Annotated in this window: 12 protein-coding genes and 1 rRNA gene; 8 read left to right on the forward strand and 5 right to left on the reverse strand. The window is 67.9% G+C overall.

Annotated elements, in window-relative coordinates; all coding sequences use genetic code 11:
• Positions 1-38: 38 nt before the first annotated feature.
• Together CUT39_RS15740 and CUT39_RS15745 are read right to left on the reverse strand one after the other, a co-directional pair.
• On the reverse strand, positions 39-1,262 hold the full coding sequence (locus CUT39_RS15740; protein WP_100448203.1) for a WXG100 family type VII secretion target: 1,224 nt from the start codon (positions 1,260-1,262) through the stop codon (positions 39-41).
• 50 nt (positions 1,263-1,312) lie between these two features.
• Positions 1,313-1,879 (reverse strand): hypothetical protein, encoded by a 567-nt coding sequence (locus CUT39_RS15745; protein ID WP_157930732.1) that lies wholly within the window; start codon positions 1,877-1,879, stop codon positions 1,313-1,315.
• 608 nt (positions 1,880-2,487) lie between these two features.
• Here CUT39_RS15745 and CUT39_RS15750 point away from each other — a divergent pair.
• Entirely contained in the window at positions 2,488-2,796 is a 309-nt protein-coding gene (locus tag CUT39_RS15750) for a WXG100 family type VII secretion target (protein WP_157930733.1), read from the forward strand.
• Between the two features lie 31 nt (positions 2,797-2,827).
• On the forward strand, positions 2,828-3,106 hold the full coding sequence (locus CUT39_RS15755; protein ID WP_100448209.1) for a WXG100 family type VII secretion target: 279 nt from the start codon (positions 2,828-2,830) through the stop codon (positions 3,104-3,106).
• Between the two features lie 100 nt (positions 3,107-3,206).
• Here the strand turns inward: CUT39_RS15755 and CUT39_RS15760 are convergent, their stop codons facing one another.
• Positions 3,207-4,523 (reverse strand): S8 family peptidase, encoded by a 1,317-nt coding sequence (locus tag CUT39_RS15760; RefSeq protein ID WP_157930735.1) that lies wholly within the window; start codon positions 4,521-4,523, stop codon positions 3,207-3,209.
• A 128-nt stretch (positions 4,524-4,651) separates the two neighbouring features.
• Here CUT39_RS15760 and eccE point away from each other — a divergent pair, with 128 nt between their 5' ends.
• A complete protein-coding gene (gene eccE, locus CUT39_RS15765) occupies positions 4,652-5,905 on the forward strand; it encodes a type VII secretion protein EccE (protein WP_157930736.1) in 1,254 nt (417 codons plus the stop codon).
• On the forward strand, positions 5,902-7,497 hold the full coding sequence (locus CUT39_RS15770; RefSeq protein WP_100448215.1) for a hypothetical protein: 1,596 nt from the start codon (positions 5,902-5,904) through the stop codon (positions 7,495-7,497). Before eccE ends, CUT39_RS15770 begins: the two co-directional genes overlap by 4 nt.
• A 52-nt stretch (positions 7,498-7,549) precedes the next feature.
• Here the strand turns inward: CUT39_RS15770 and CUT39_RS15775 are convergent, their stop codons facing one another.
• Both CUT39_RS15775 and CUT39_RS15780 read right to left on the reverse strand, forming a co-directional pair.
• The gene (locus CUT39_RS15775; RefSeq protein ID WP_157930737.1) at positions 7,550-8,647 is read right to left on the reverse strand and encodes a hypothetical protein; all 1,098 of its coding nucleotides are present in this window, start codon (positions 8,645-8,647) and stop codon (positions 7,550-7,552) included.
• Between the two features lie 76 nt (positions 8,648-8,723).
• A complete protein-coding gene (locus CUT39_RS15780; RefSeq protein WP_100448219.1) occupies positions 8,724-9,296 on the reverse strand; it encodes a hypothetical protein in 573 nt (190 codons plus the stop codon).
• A 634-nt stretch (positions 9,297-9,930) separates the two neighbouring features.
• On the opposite strand from CUT39_RS15780, the gene CUT39_RS15785 reads away from it, so the two are divergent.
• From CUT39_RS15785 to CUT39_RS15800, 4 genes are all read left to right on the forward strand, one after another.
• A complete protein-coding gene (locus tag CUT39_RS15785; protein WP_100448221.1) occupies positions 9,931-12,144 on the forward strand; it encodes an Rne/Rng family ribonuclease in 2,214 nt (737 codons plus the stop codon).
• 282 nt (positions 12,145-12,426) lie between these two features.
• Positions 12,427-12,726: a 50S ribosomal protein L21 gene (gene rplU, locus CUT39_RS15790; protein WP_100448223.1), complete on the forward strand. Its 300-nt coding sequence runs from the start codon at positions 12,427-12,429 to the stop codon at positions 12,724-12,726.
• Between the two features lie 11 nt (positions 12,727-12,737).
• Positions 12,738-12,995, forward strand: a complete 258-nt coding sequence (gene rpmA / locus CUT39_RS15795) for a 50S ribosomal protein L27 (protein ID WP_100448225.1) — start codon at positions 12,738-12,740, stop codon at positions 12,993-12,995.
• Between the two features lie 650 nt (positions 12,996-13,645).
• Positions 13,646-15,184 (forward strand): 16S ribosomal RNA (locus CUT39_RS15800).
• The last annotated feature ends 11 nt before the right edge of the window (positions 15,185-15,195 follow it).

A 15,195-nucleotide genomic window follows, 5' to 3' on the forward strand; every position in this document is an offset into this window, starting at 1 on the left:
GCTCTGCCGCTCGCCCCTCACTTTTCGGCTCTCAGAGGTCAGTCGTCGAGTTCCTCGTCCGGAGTCCGGTTGCGTCCCCAGTTGACATCGTCTTCCTTCAACCAGGTCTCGCGCGTGTATTCCTCTTCCTCATCATCGTCGTTGTGACCCGAGCGAGTGCCACCGCGCGGACCGACTCCGCGGCTGTTGATGCCGCGGCCGGTCGCGCTGCCGCGTCCGCCCGTACCGCGTCCCGATCCCGAGCCCCGGGTAGAGCTGGCGGGCCTATTGGCACCGCTGCGCGCCGGGCTGTTCGAGCCTGTGCCGCGACCGGGAGCGGATCCCGCACCGCTGCTGCGTGCCGGTCCGAACAGGCCGGCGCCGGTTCCGGTGCCGGTGGTGCCAGCACCGCCGACACTGGTGGCCCCAGGGCCACCGCCAGGTGCGAACGCGGTGGCCGAGCCGCCACTGGCCAGGGCGCCGCCCTCGAAATTCGAGTCGAGGTCGGTGTATGAAGCCGGGTCCCAGCCGTCTACCGGTTCAAGATCATCGGAACCGGCACCATTGAACTGATTGTCGTTCGCGAAGTTCGCCGACCCTGGACCGGAGCCGCCACCCGTGTAGCCGCCGGTGGGGCCCAAGCCGCTGCTACCGAAGACGCCGCCGGTGGGCTGCTGATAGGTATCGTTGCCGGGCATGCCGGTCGGAGGCGGCGAGGGAGGCTCGCGGAATGTGTCAGCGACATCCTGGTAATTCTGGCCCAGGTCGGCAACGATGATCGCCATGGCTTCATGGCGCTCCTCGATGTAGTCCGCATGCTCACGCTGGAGTTGCGGACGTTGGTTCTGCTCCTTTTCAGTGCCCGGTTGCAGGTCTTCCGGCTTGGTCTGCTCAAGCCATTCATCGTAGTCAGTGAGCGTATGCTCGGGATAGAGATCCTGGTCCCTGGCCTTCTGCTGCGCTTCTTTGAGGAATCCAGCAAGTTCAGGCACTGTATATTCTGAGACCCGCTCCATACCGCTTGCGGCCTCGTCGCCGTACTCACGCAGGATTTCCATGCGGCGTTGGAACTCCTCGGAGGCCGATCCCTGCCAGTAGTCGGCGACCTGGGACATGGCGGTGTCGAGACCGGTCTTGGCGTTCTCGATGTCTGCGCTGGCGGTGCGCCAGACCGAGCCGCCCTGCTCGACGCTCCACGAGTCGCCGTCAGTGATGAGCTTCTGCCAGAGCTGTTCGTGGGTGTATGTGTTCTTGTAGTATTCGGCGCCCTTACCCTGTCCCATGACGTGGCTCCTTCCTAGGGGCTGAGGCGAAGTCTATTGTCGAATGCCCGTCAGTGCTGCGGTGCATCGCCGTCCCCGTCGCCCTCCAGCGCCTCGTTCTCGGACTGAACTTCCTGGACTTCGCTTTCGGAGATGCCTTCGGTCGAGTCGAACTCCGAGTTGATCTGGTTGATGTCGGCGGCCACGTCGCCGTCGTTGTTGACGTACTCGGTCTTGATCTCCTCGGTGACCTGGCGTCCGACGGCATAACCGTTGGCGATGCGCTCCACCTGCTCGGCCCTGCCCAGGTAGACGTTCTCGCGGTAGAGGTTCCGCACCTCTTCCGCATCGTCGAACGTGCCCAGCTTCAGATTGAGGGCGTCGACCTGCTCGAACTGGATCTGCGGCATCATCGCGAAGGTGGCGCCGCGGACCCTGGTGAGATTGCCGTTGGTCACCAGGTCGCGCGTGCCTTCGAGCTCGGATTCGATGTCGCTCAGGCTGATGCCGAGCTCGTCGAGCGCGTCTTCGTCGGCAACGATGATCCGGCCGTCGGTCGAGCTGACCAGCGAGTAGCCGTCGGCCGAATCGTCGGGGATGACGTGGATCATTTCGCCATTGCCGGCTGGGATTGGCATCGTTTCACCTCGGGGAACGCTGTGTTCGGTCAGGGATGGGTGTGGGCCGACGCTGCGTAGGTCGACGGGCACGGCCGCTCACCACGTACTGGTACCAGCATACCGAGTTAGCGCAACTTGTACTGGTTCGGATCCTGGGCCGTGGGAGGAGGTGTCGGCCGACGCTGACGAGATCCTATGTATTTCGAGGGGACCGAGCACTGGTCACGTGTGCCCTTGCTTCCCTTGATTCACACGCTGGACTTAAGTGGATGCGAGCTCTCATCGTCGGTGGTTCTCAGAGCTTATGAGGCTGTTCATCTGCCGGCAATGTTGCGGATGATGACTGGAGTGCAAGGTGTGAACTCTCCGCTGGTTCCCGCAACCCGGTCTCACTCTCCCCGGGACCACGGGGCCGCCGCTCGGATTGGTGATGCAGGCCGCTTCCCATCATGGCACGAAGTCGGGATACACGGGGGGACTCGCGGGACTGTAAACTGGGAGGTGCATCGCCGGCCCGGTGAGTTTGCACGGACGGGTTATGGTGACTGCGAAACGAAAACTCACTGGGAGACCCTGGCGGCCCGAGGCCGCTGCCCCGGTTCGACAAAGTAGTAGGAGGTGTGACGATGGCCGGTACTGTCGCCATGACACCGGAGACAGTTGCGCAAGCAGCTACCGACACCATCAACGCGAAATGGAACGTCGACGGTACTCTGCAGGACCTCCGCACTGTGGTGGACGAGGTCCGCGCCAGTTGGTCCGGTGCGGCGGCTCAGAAGTTCGAGGCCGTCATGGAGGACTGGAACAAAGAGGCTACCGACCTGTGCACCACCCTCGAGGAAATCGCCGAGCAGCTTGACCAGTCCGCCGCGCAGACCGCCGAGCAGGACATGGAAGCTTCCAGCGACATCGACGACGTCTACAGCGAACTGTAGCCCCCGACACTCCAGGAAGAGGTGATGTTCCATGCCTATCTCGATGACATACGCGGAGATGGAATCCGCGCACAAACGGATCATTGACGATCAGGGATCCATCAACGACACCCTTGAGGAGCTCGCCACCAAGCTCGACAACCTCGAGTGGGTGGGTGACGACCTCGAGGCGTACACCGCGAAGCGTGAGGAATGGAACCAGTCCATCGGCCGGATCAACGAGATTCTCGGAATGGTCGGCAAGGCCGTCGAGAACGCGATGATCCGTACGCAGGAGACCGAGGCCGCGAACGCCATGAGATTCCAATAGTGGGTTTCGACCTCAGCGGATCCAAGTTAAGCCCGGGTGATGGTTGATCACCCGGGCTTCTTGCCGTTCTGAACCGCTCGGGTGCGGCTTGCCGCCCGGCTCAGTCCGCCCTCGCGGCCGGGAGGTTGTCGCCTCCGCGCCTGCCCGGTTTCCAGCGCCGCCTGCGCCCCTGCGGGATGAGCTTCTTCAGCACCAGGACCAGAATGATCAGCGTGATCGAACCGATGACGCTCGACCAGGCGATGATTTTCTCAGTACGCAACGGGTCGTAGTCGACCGCGATCGAATCGATGCTCTGCGGCTCGAACGACGGGGTCGACTCGCTCGGGTCCGCCTCATCCGGCAGCGGCGCGGCACCGACCTCCGGTGGGGCGGTGAGCGCCCTCGGGATGTCCAGCACTCCGTGCCCCTGGTAGACGTTGAAATCGTTCGCCGGGTGGATGGCGGTCTGCTTGATCCGCCGCTCGATCCACGCCGGGGTGGCGATCTCGTCGCCGAACTCGCCCTTCAGCAGGGCGGCCACACCGGCCACGTGCGGGGCGGCGTAACTGGTTCCGGAGTCGGTGTGCCATCCTCCGCCGGCGTAGGGCATGGTGACCTGGGCGCCGGGGGCCAGCAGGTCCAGGTTCCGGCCGTAGTTCGTCTTCTCGTACCAGAACCCGTCCGGGTTGTGCGCGCCGACGGCGATGACCTCCGGATAGTTCGCCGGATAGTACGCCCGGTCCTTCCGTGGAACTCCGTCGTCGTCCATGTACAGGTTGTTGTTGCCGGTGGCGGCGACGATGACGACGTTCTGCGAATGCGCGTATTCCACGGCGCCCTGCAGTTCCGGGGTGTCGAGCACGACGCTCGAGACGTTGATGACGTCGGCCCCGTTGTCGACGGCGGCCACGATCGTCTGCGCCAGCAGCTCACTCCGCTCGCCGTCGCCGGCGTCCTCGGTGTCCTGGTAGATGCGCAGCGGCATGATCTCGGCCTCGGGCGCGACACCGACGAACTGACGGCCCTGCGCCCGGCCGGCGGCGGCCCCCGCCACCGAAGTGCCGTGGGTGTGCGCGTCGCACTTGCCGGCCGCGTCCGGATCCCACAGGTCGAATCCGTCGACCACCCGGTCTTCGAAGACCTCCAGTTCCGCGTTGACACCCGAGTCGACGACGGCGATCGTCACCGGCGTCCCGTCCTCGTAGGTGCCCCGGTTGTACTGGTGGGCCTCGTTGAGGGCGAGGAAGTCGACCGTCCAAGCCTTAGCGGTCAGGTCTTCGCGGCTGTCGGGCGGTTTCTCGCAGGGGATCTCCTTATCCTCTTCGAGCCGCTCGATTTCGAACTCCGCCGACGCGGGCGCGGCGGGCAGCAGGAGTGTGCAGGTGGCCGCCGCGACGACCGCAGTGTAAAGGGGAAAACGCGGGAGGATACGCACTGATCCAGTGTAACGCCGCCGCACCAGCGGCCCGGGTTCGCGATCGGCCGGTCGGGTGGTCGGTGAGAGGTGGACTTGCCCGCTTACGATAGGTACGACCACTCACCTTCATGATGGAGACGTCGCAAATGACGATGCTGCAGGGGCAAGACCAGGCTCGCGGCACGGCGTCCGTGCAGGCCCGGCAGGAAGGCCCGGCCCCCGGCGAGACCGTCGTGTTCACGACGCGCTCCTCGGGCAGGCTGGGGCCGCTCACCGTGGCCCAGCTCATCGCCGTCGAGGTCGCGTTGACGATCGCCTTGGCGTGCTTGGCGTTCGACCTGCCGGTGCAGGCCGCCGGCGGGGCGGTCGCGCTGGCCATCGTCGTGATCGCGTTCTGGCGCAAGGGCGACTACTGGTGGTACCAGACCTGGCCCCTGCGGTCGAGGCTCCGCCGCCGCGTGCGCGCGCTCGACACCGAGCAGCTCACCGAGGTCCTGCACCGCGTCGCCCCGGACCTGGGCATTAGCGGCGTGGAGGACCGCGACGAGAACGTCGGCATCGGCCACGACAACGGCGGCTGGTTCTCGGTCATCGAGATCGGCTCGACCGACGAAGGCACCAAGGCGATCCCGCTCGAACGCCTGGAGCGGCTGTTCGACGAGTCCTCGGTGCCGGTCACCGCGGTGCAGCTCGTCGGCCACACCACCCCGGTTGGCCTGGCCGCCTACGACAACAGCGCCGCCGCCCGGTCCTACCGGGAGCTGCTCGGCGAGTACCCGGCCGTGGTCCACCACAAGGCGTGGCTGGCGGTCAGGCTCGGCGCCCGCGACGCGCGCGAGGCGACCGCCGAGCGCGGCGGCGAGGTCGAAGGCGTCTACAAGGCCCTCGCCTCCACCTCGCAGCGCGTCTCCAAGCTCCTGGGCAACGTCGGCGTCCCCAACCGGATCCTCGACGCCGGAGGCGTCAGGGAGGCGGTGCAGCAGTCGCTCGGCGTCGCCTTCGCGCCGGTCCCGGGCGAGCGCACCGCCGAGGAGTGGAGCCACTGGTACGCCGACGGACTGCGGCACGTCTCCTACCGGATCACCAAGTGGCCCAGCGACGGGCAGGCCCTGCACCGCACCGTCGACGCGCTCTCGGGCGTCCCGGCCGCGTTCGCCACCGTCGCCATCGTGGTCACCGCCGGCACCTCCGGCAAGGTCAGCCCCGACGGCCGCGTCACCGGACGCCAGCTCGCCGTCGACGCGGTGGTGCGCCTGGCGCTCGACCAGGCCTCGTGGGAGTCGGCCCAGAACCAGATGCTCAATGTCGCCGACCAGCTCGGCGTGCGGCTGCAGCGACTCGACGGCGAGCACGGCCCCGCCGCGTACGCTTCCGCCCCGACCGGAGGAGGTCCCCGATGAGCGACCGCAACGGCAACGTCTACGGCGGCGGCACCTACCGGGGCGGCACCTACCGCGCGGGCGGCAACGGCGGCCGCCACCACTCCGAAGAGGAGGAAGCCGAGCGACGCGAAGCCGAGAAGCCCTCGGTCGAGGACGACGACGGCACCATCAAGGTCGCCCGCAACGGCGGCGCGCCGGACTCCCCGCCGCGTCCCCCCGAGCAGCAGCACCCCGCACCGCAGCCCGCCCCGCCGCCGACCCAGCCGGGGGCACCGCACACCTACGGCGCGACCGCTCCCGGGAACCAGCCGCAGCCGCAGTCGCCCGCCCGCGGGGGCCAAGGTCCCCAATCGCCCGCGCGCGGCGGGCAGGCGCCCGGTCCCCAGAGTCCGGCTCGCGGCACCGGGACTCCACAGGCCGGGGCGTCGCCGCGGCCGCCGCACGGCGTGCCGCCCCGGGCCGGGCAGGGTCCCGCCTCGCAGCCGCCGCCGACGCGCCCGCCGGCCCCGCCGCCGCAGAGCGGTCGGCAGGGCCCCGCCGCCCGACCGCCCCAGCAGCCCCGGCCGCAGGGGCCGCCTCCGTCTCAGCAGCAGCCGCCCCAGTCGCCGGTCTCGGCGGCCCCGGTCTCCGGCGGCTCGCCCGCGCAGGTCTCCCCGGCGTCGGTGCAGCCGGTGTCCGGACAGCCCGTCTCGGGACAGCCGGTCTCCGGGCAGCCGTTCTCCGGCCAGCCGGCGTCGGCCCAGCCGTACTCGGGCGTGCCCTATTCCGGAGCCGCGCCGCTGAGCGGCGGCCCGGTCAGCTCCACGCCGACCTCGGCGGGCCTGTTCGGCGTCTCCCAGGTCTCGGCCGGGCCCACCGAGGGCACCGTCTACGGCCTCCCGGTCACCGACCGCGCGGTCGCGACCGCCTCCGAGGCGGGCAAGGCGGTCGAACCGCTCCGCCCCATGCCGCAGATCCCCACCGCGCGGGCGCTCGAACTCATGACCTCCGCCAGCCCGCCCTCCGGGCTGGTCATCGGCCGCGACGCCGAGCAGGTCCCGGTGGTGGCCCCGCTCTTCCGGCCCGAGGAGACCCGCGTCAATCTCATCGGCGGGGTGTACCTGGCCCGGCTGCTGGTCTTCCGCGCGCTCGCCCTCGGCACCCGCGTCGCGGTCTGCACCGCCCGGCCCCAGGAGTGGAATGGCCTCGGCGAGGCCGCCACCGGCCGCGGTGACCGGCTTGCCGTCCTCCACGGCGACCAGCCGGTCACCGTCGACGCCAGCCAGCACTCCCCGGCGCTGTACGTCTACGACGTCGGCGAGCGCGGCTCCCAGACCAAACCGGTGCTCGGCCCCTGGCGCACCCAGTTGACGGTGCTGCCGCGCCTGACCAACTTCGCCGACAGCCTCACCGCCGAGGCCCACATGACCGTGCTCCAGCGCCTCACCGCCGAGGAGGCCCAGATCGCGCGATCGAGCATCCGCGTCAACCAGGAGGTCCTGCAGTGGCTCCAGATGCTCCACGACGACATGGTCGCGATGCTGCGGAAGGGCCAGAAGGAGAAGTACCTCTGGTGCGCGCCGACCTCGATCGAGTCGCAGATGTTCGGCCAGCCGATGCGCACCTACTGAGCGCTTGAAGGAAGGGCGGGGCCACCCGGCCCCGCCCTTTCGTCGGTGCCGGTCAGCCGGCGTCGTCCCAGGCGTCCAGGTACGAGCCGGCCAGTTCGGTGGCCAGGTCGGTCATGCCCTGCTCGTCCATGCCGGAGTCGACCACCGACAGGCGCACCACCAGGTACACGTTGCCGTCCTGGAGGTGGAGCTGGTAGTTGGAGGTGCCCTCCTCGACCACCCGGGCCACCGCCGCCGCCTGGGCGCCGAGCTCGGGGGCCGGTTCGATCACCGTCCACGGGTCGGTCATCTCCGCGACTTCGCGGGCGCCCAGCTCGAAGTTCACGCTCGCCTTGGCGTCGGAGTCGAACACGGTGCCCTCGTACTCCAGCAGCGCCGCGGCGCTGTCGGGCTCCCCGTAGGTGAGCACGCATGACTGCTCCCAGCCGCGCCGCCGCTGCTCGGCTTCGGCGACCGCCTCCGGTTCGACCCCGTCGACCAGGCCGTCCAGCGGTGAGGAGTCGGCCAGCGAGCACGGTTCCTCACTGGGCGCGTAGGCCAGGCTCGGGTCGACGGTGTCGGTCTCGTCGCCCGAGTCGTCGCGGTTCAGCCACCACCATCCGGCAGCGCCGAGGAGCCCCAGGACCGCCACGGCCGCGATGATCTTCGGGATCGGGCTCGACTTGCGGGCGCGCCTGCGCTTCTTCTGGAAATCGGTGCGCCGCCGAGAACGGGACTCCTTGGCCGCTCCCAGGCGGCCGATGGTCGAGGTCGCTTCACCGCTCCAGTCGCCCTGCGAGCCGGCGCCGAACGCGGCTTCCTCGAACGGCTCCGGCGAGAGCTCCTCCGCATCGACCTGCGGCGGCTGCTGCGGCTGGGGGCCGTAGGGCGGCGGGGGCGACTGCGGCATGCCGCCGGTCTGCGGCGACTGGTACTGCGGCCGGGCCGGGCCGCGTCCGGCCGCCGGGCTCCCCGCCTGCGGCCTGCCTCCGGCCGCCGGGCCGGGGCGTCCCGCCTGCGGGCGCTGGCCGCCCGGCGGCGGCTGACCGGGGCCGCCCTGCCCCGCGGGCGGCCTGCCCGCCTGTGGCTGCCACTGGTTCGGCCCCTGCCGCCTCGGTGGTTCGTCGGGCGGCTGTTCATAGGCCGGGCCAAAGGGCGGTGTGGCGCTCACGTTATCCTCCACGATTCATTCTCGGCGTGTCGACTTGACGCCGAGGTATTCATGGCCAGCTTAAAGGGGGGGCCGGTCAATTCCCTTCCCGGGGGAGCGCGCCGATGAGCCCCGATGCCAGATCCTTCGCCAGGGTCGGGCCGTCGCCGCCCTCGGGCGGCGTGCCGGTCAGGAACAGGTTCAAGCTGAGTGTCGTGTTCGCCTCTTGGGCGTGCAGCCGCAGCTCGGTCTCCTCGCCCTCGGTGACCGTCGCCAGGGCCGCCTCGTCGGCGACGCCGCCGACCGAGGAGGTCTGGTGGCCCTCGGAGTCCTCGAACTCGAGTACGCCCGCGTGCGCCGCCCGCGCGTCCGCGACCGACTCGTAGACCTGGACGGTGGCGAAGAACGTGACCAGGCGGTAGGCGTCGTCGCCGCTGTGCTCGGCCGAATAGGTGCAGTCGAAGGTCCGCACCTCGTCCTCGGTGCGGTCGGTGGGCTCCCGGGCCTGCTCGGCGTCGGCCCACGGCCCGAGCAGCTCCTCGTCGACGGCCATCTCGCACAGGTCGCCGATCCGGTCGGACCGCACCAGCGGTTCCTCGTCGCCGAACCCGGAGAGCCAGAACAGGAGGGTGCCGCCCCCGGCCAGCAGTACCGCGATCGCGGTGAGCACGCCGCCGGCGCTGGCCAGTTGGCGCAGCCGGTCGGCACCGCGATGCCGCCCCTGGTAGGTGCCGGGCTTCCCGCCACCCGGGGGTCCATCGGACTCGTCGGAGTCGACAACCTGCAGTGCGATTTCGGTACCTCCGTGTATCGGCGTTGCTGCCGCCGCGCGCCATATAGCGTAGCGAGTGCATCTGATGCGGACCAGGTCCAGCGCGTGCCAAACCCGTCGCGTCGTGCGTTTTCCCCCGATGGTGGGCGCCGTCGGCGGCCCCGGTGGACCGTTCGGTGTGTCACAGCGCACTGAGAGAAGAGGCACCGCACGGCCGTCGGGGTCGGCCTACGGGTCGGAGTGTGCGATACTCGAAGTTGTCGCACCGCACACAATGACGAGGTGCGGCCCGAAGATGTCCCGTCCGCGCCGCCGGCGCCGGACGCGACCACTCGGCCGGGGCAGAGGTGTTTTCCCGGCGCGAGTTGAAGGCTTTCAGTGCGGCCTGAACGGCACGGAGCGCGGAGCCGAGCGATCGGCTCGTGGGCGTAACCGTGGCGGGACGGCCGCACTACTGATGCCGAGCCCGTGCGGCTGCGGACGCCAAGAGCGTCACGCGCCCGGGAGGCGGCTGGAATGGAGATTTATTCGCATGCGCGAGAACGAACCGCGCGACCAGCAGGTGCCCGCTGCACCCGTCACTTTCATGGCGCCGCAAAAACCCGAACCCGATCCCAACGCCGAAGCCGAGGAGCGCGCTGAACGCCAGCGCGCCGCCGCGGCGGCCCCGCAGGCCGTCCCGGTGTTCGCCCCGCCGCCGAAGGTCGAACGCACCGAGCGCGCCCCGCGCGCCGACGGGCCCGACGAACCCGACGAGGGCGAGCCCAAGCGCTCCAAGAAGAACCAGACCAAGAAGAACCAGCAGGGCAAGAAGTCCAAGCCCGCCCCCAAGGACCCCGACCCCCAGCCCGAAGAGGCCGCCGACGAGGTCGACGAGAGCGACGAGGACGCCGAAGAGCGCCGTCGCCGCCGCGGACGCAGGGGCCGCCGAGGCCGGGGCCGCGGCAAGGGCGCCGAGAACAGCAACGAGGACGACGACGGCGACGAGGGCCCCGACTCCGACTCCGACGAGTCGGCCTCGTCCGAGGGACCCGAGATCACCCGCCGCCGGCGGCGCCGCCGCAAGCGCGCCGGCACCGAGGGCTCCGACCGCTCCAAGTCGGGCGGCTCGGACAACTCCGACGTGGTCGTCAAGGTCCGCACGCCCCCCAAGAAGTCCTCCAGCGACGACGTCCGCGGCGTCTCCGGCTCCACCCGCCTGGAGGCCAAGCGCCAGCGCCGCCGCGACGGCCGCAAGGGCGGACGCAACCGCGGCGCCCAGGTCGTCAGCGAGGCGGAGTTCCTCGCCCGCCGCGAGTCGGTCGAGCGCCGCATGGTCGTCCGCTTCCGCGACGGCCGCTCCCAGGCCGCCGTCCTCGAGGACGGCATCCTCGCCGAGCACTACGTGTCCCGGACCGGCGCCCAGGGTCTGGTCGGCAACGTCTACCTCGGCAAGGTCCAGAACGTCCTGCCGTCCATGGAGGCGGCCTTCGTAGACATCGGCCGCGGACGCAACGCCGTGCTCTACGCCGGCGAGGTCAACTGGGACGCCACCGGCCTGGCCGGCAAGGCCCGCTCCATCGAGCAGGCCCTCAAACCCGGCGACTCGGTCCTGGTGCAGGTCACCAAGGACCCAGTCGGCCACAAGGGCGCGCGCCTGACCAGCCATATCGCCCTGTCCGGTCGGCACCTGGTCTACGTCCCGGGCGGCAACGCCTCCGGGATCTCCCGCAAGCTCCCCGACCGCGAGCGGACCCGTCTGCGGGCCGCGCTCAAGAAGCTGGTGCCCGAGGGCGCCGGCGTCATCGTCCGCACCGCCGCCGAGGGCGCCGGCCCCGAGGACCTGGCCCGCGACATCTCCCGCCTCCAGATCGAGTGGGAGGAGATCCAGACCAAGGCGAAGAAGGGCAACGCGCCCGCGGTCCTGCACTCCGAGCCGGACGTGCTCATCCGCGTGGTCCGCGACGTCTTCAACGAGGACTTCAAGGAGCTGGTGGTCGAGGGCGACGACGCCTACGACGAGATCCACAAGTACCTCGAATCGGTCTCGCCCGAGCTGCTGCCGCGGCTCAAGCACCACACCGGCACCAAGGACGTCTTCACCGAGAAGCGCGTCGACGAGCAGCTCCTCAAGGCCCTCGACCGCAAGGTCTACCTGCCCTCGGGCGGCTCGCTCGTGATCGACCGGACCGAGGCGATGACCGTCATCGACGTCAACACCGGCCGGTTCACCGGCGAGGGCGGCAACCTCGAGGAGACGGTCACCCGCAACAATCTCGAGGCGGCCGAGGAGATCGTCCGCCAGTTGCGGCTGCGCGACATCGGCGGCATCATCGTCATCGACTTCATCGACATGGTCCTCGAATCCAACCGCGACCTGGTGCTGCGGCGCCTGACCGAATGCCTGGGCCGCGACCGCACCAAGCACCAAGTCACCGAGGTGACCTCGCTGGGGTTGGTGCAGATGACCCGCAAACGCGTCGGCCAGGGCCTCATCGAGGCCTTCTCCGAATCGTGCGACCACTGCAAGGGCCGCGGCGTGCTGGTCCACCCCGACGAGATCCTCGGCAACGGCTCGAAGAAGCGGGGCGGCAACGGTGGCAACGGCGGTTCCGGCGGCGGCAAGAAGAAGAAGGAACGGTCCAAGTCCGGCGGATCCAAGTCCAAGCAGCAGGAGACCAAGTCGGCCGCCGAGCCGACCGCGAAGATCGCGGCCGCCTCGAGCGAGGGCGAGGAATCGTCAGAGGCCCAGACCGGCACCGATTGAACCGGGCACGGCGCCGCGGACTGTGACGTTCGCGGCGCCGCGACGATCCCCGTGCCGGAGTCTCCGCGTACATGACGTAGCCTAGTGAGCGGCCCAAAGAGCCTTCCGTCTTCCCCGCCCGCGCGGGGGCGCACACGGACTCGATCGGACGGGCCCACGGCGACGCCTGCGGAGCCGTAAACGCGCGTGGTGTGTGACACCGCAATTATTTGACAGCCACCGTTCCCCTGCGGGGGGAACTTGTTCCCCGCACGGGGAGGACCCAAGGAGACCAGCGTCGACATGTACGCAATCGTCAAGACTGGCGGAAAGCAGTACAAGGTCGCCGAGGGCGACGTCCTCGAAGTCGAGAAGCTTCTGGGCGAGCCCGGCGACACGCTTACGCTGCCCGCGGTGATGCTCGTCGACGAAGGCACTGTGGTCACCGACGCTTCCGGCGTCACGGTGAGCGGTGAACTTCTCGAGCACACCAAGGGCCCGAAGATCAAGATCCACAAGTTCAAGAACAAGACCGGCTACCACAAGCGCCAGGGGCACCGCCAGCGGTTGACCCGCGTCAAGGTCACCGGGATCAAGAAGTAAGGGGTTGACCGATGGCACACAAGAAGGGTGCATCCAGCTCCCGCAACGGGCGCGATTCCAACTCCAAGCGCCTCGGCATCAAGCGTTTCGGTGGACAGCAGGTCTCCGCCGGCGAGATCCTCGTCCGGCAGCGCGGCACCAAGTACCACCCGGGCGACCTGGTCGGCCGCGGCGGCGACGACACGCTGTTCGCGCTGGCCGAGGGTGAGGTGCTGTTCTCGAGCAAGCGCGGCCGGAAGCTGGTGAACATCGTCCAGAGCGAGTCTTAGGACGTAGCGCACAGAGCTTTGATAGGCCGGGGGCCGCCGAAAGGCGGCCCCCGGCCCTTTCGTTTTCGGCCCCCCGGAGCGGTGACGGTGAGTCGCCCTTCCTGCACTCTATTGGGGCGCAGTTCATTTGTGCTGTTCAAGGCTCCGCTCCTCAAGGGGCACCCCCCTTTGCAGCGTCGGTTAAAGGCGTGTATATTTGTTCTTGCCCGCGGGGGAACGGGACAGCCGGAGAGGCTGGTCCGGAAGTCACCGGAGATCAGCGACGAACTCGGAAGAGTGCAGGCGCGGTCCGAAGACTGATTCGCGGGAGATCTCAGAGACTCACCGGAGACTCGTTCGTGTGTGACGCAGGTTAATCAACCTGGAGTTTGCGCAAGAGTCGAGGACTGGTAGAGTTGAGAGGTTGCTCCGGCTGAGGCCAAATCACGTTAGTGAAATGACTCGGTTGTGGCGTGTTGTTTGAGAACTCAACAGGGTGTTTGGATGGTCAGCGTGCGGGCTGGCTGGGCTGTTCCTGGTGTTGTGCTGGGGGTGGTTTGGTTGGTTTGTTTGACTGTCTTTTCCTTTTGGAATCGGTCAGGTCTGCTTCGATGCATGCTTTGATGCTGGCTGCTGCTGCGGTTGTGGTGGTGGTTGGTGTTGTTTGGTTTTGGTTGGAGAGTTTGATCCTGGCTCAGGACGAACGCTGGCGGCGTGCTTCACACATGCAAGTCGAACGGAAAGGCCTGCCTTTGGGTGGGTACTCGAGTGGCGAACGGGTGAGTAACACGTGGGTGACCTGTCCCTGGCTCTGGGATAACCGTTGGAAACGGCGGCTAATACCGGATGTGACTGCTGGATGCATGTTCAGTGGTGGAAAGCTTTGGCGGCTGGGGTGGGGCTCGCGGCCTATCAGCTGGTTGGTGGGGTGATGGCCTACCAAGGCGGTGACGGGTAGCCGGCCTGAGAGGGCGGTCGGTCACATTGGGACTGAGATACGGCCCAGACTCCTACGGGAGGCAGCAGTGGGGAATTTTGCACAATGGGCGGAAGCCTGATGCAGCGACGCCGCGTGAGGGATGACGGCTTTCGGGTTGTAAACCTCTTTTGTTCGCGACGAAGCCGGTCGTGTTCGGTCGGTGACGGTAGTGTTCGAATAAGCGCCGGCTAACTACGTGCCAGCAGCCGCGGTAAGACGTAGGGCGCGAGCGTTGTCCGGATTTATTGGGCGTAAAGGGCTCGTAGGCGGCTCGTCGCGTCTGTCGTGAAAAGCCATGGCTTAACTGTGGTCGTGCGGTGGATACGGGCGGGCTTGAGGCAAGTAGGGGAGACTGGAATTCTACGTGTAGCGGTGAAATGCGCAGATATGTGGAGGAACACCGGTGGCGAAGGCGGGTCTCTGGGCTTGTGCTGACGCTGAGGAGCGAAAGCGTGGGGAGCGAACAGGATTAGATACCCTGGTAGTCCATGCTGTAAACGGTGGGCGCTAGGTGTGGGGGCACGTTTGTGGTCTCTGTGCCGTAGCTAACGCATTAAGCGCCCCGCCTGGGGAGTACGGCCGCAAGGCTAAAACTCAAAGGAATTGACGGGGGCCCGCACAAGCGGCGGAGCATGCGGATTAATTCGATGCAACGCGAAGAACCTTACCTGGGTTTGACATCACCCCGATGGCTGTGGAGACGCAGTGTCCTTCGGGCGGGGTGACAGGTGGTGCATGGCTGTCGTCAGCTCGTGTCGTGAGATGTTGGGTTAAGTCCCGCAACGAGCGCAACCCTTGCCCCATGTTGCCAGCACGTAGTGGTGGGGACTCGTGGGGGACTGCCGGGGTTAACTCGGAGGAAGGTGGGGATGAGGTCAAGTCATCATGCCCCTTATGTCCAGGGCTTCACGCATGCTACATTGGCCGGTACAGCGGGTGGCGATACCGTGAGGTGGAGCGAATCTCTGTAAAGCCGGTCGTGGTTCGGATTCGAGTCTGCAACTCGGCTCGATGAAGGTGGAGTCGCTAGTAATCGCAGATCAGCAACGCTGCGGTGAATGCGTTCCCGGGCCTTGTACACACCGCCCGTCACGTCATGAAAGTTGGCAACACCCGAAGCCTGCGGCCCAACCGCTTTGTGCGGGGGGAGTGGTCGAAGGTGGGGCTGGCGATTAGGACGAAGTCGTAACAAGGTAGCCGTACCGGAAGGTGCGGCTGGATCACCTCCTTTCTAAGGAGTCC

Origin of the sequence: Glycomyces xiaoerkulensis (assembly GCF_002798405.1) — a bacterium.
Lineage (GTDB): Bacteria > Actinomycetota > Actinomycetes > Mycobacteriales > Micromonosporaceae > Glycomyces > Glycomyces xiaoerkulensis.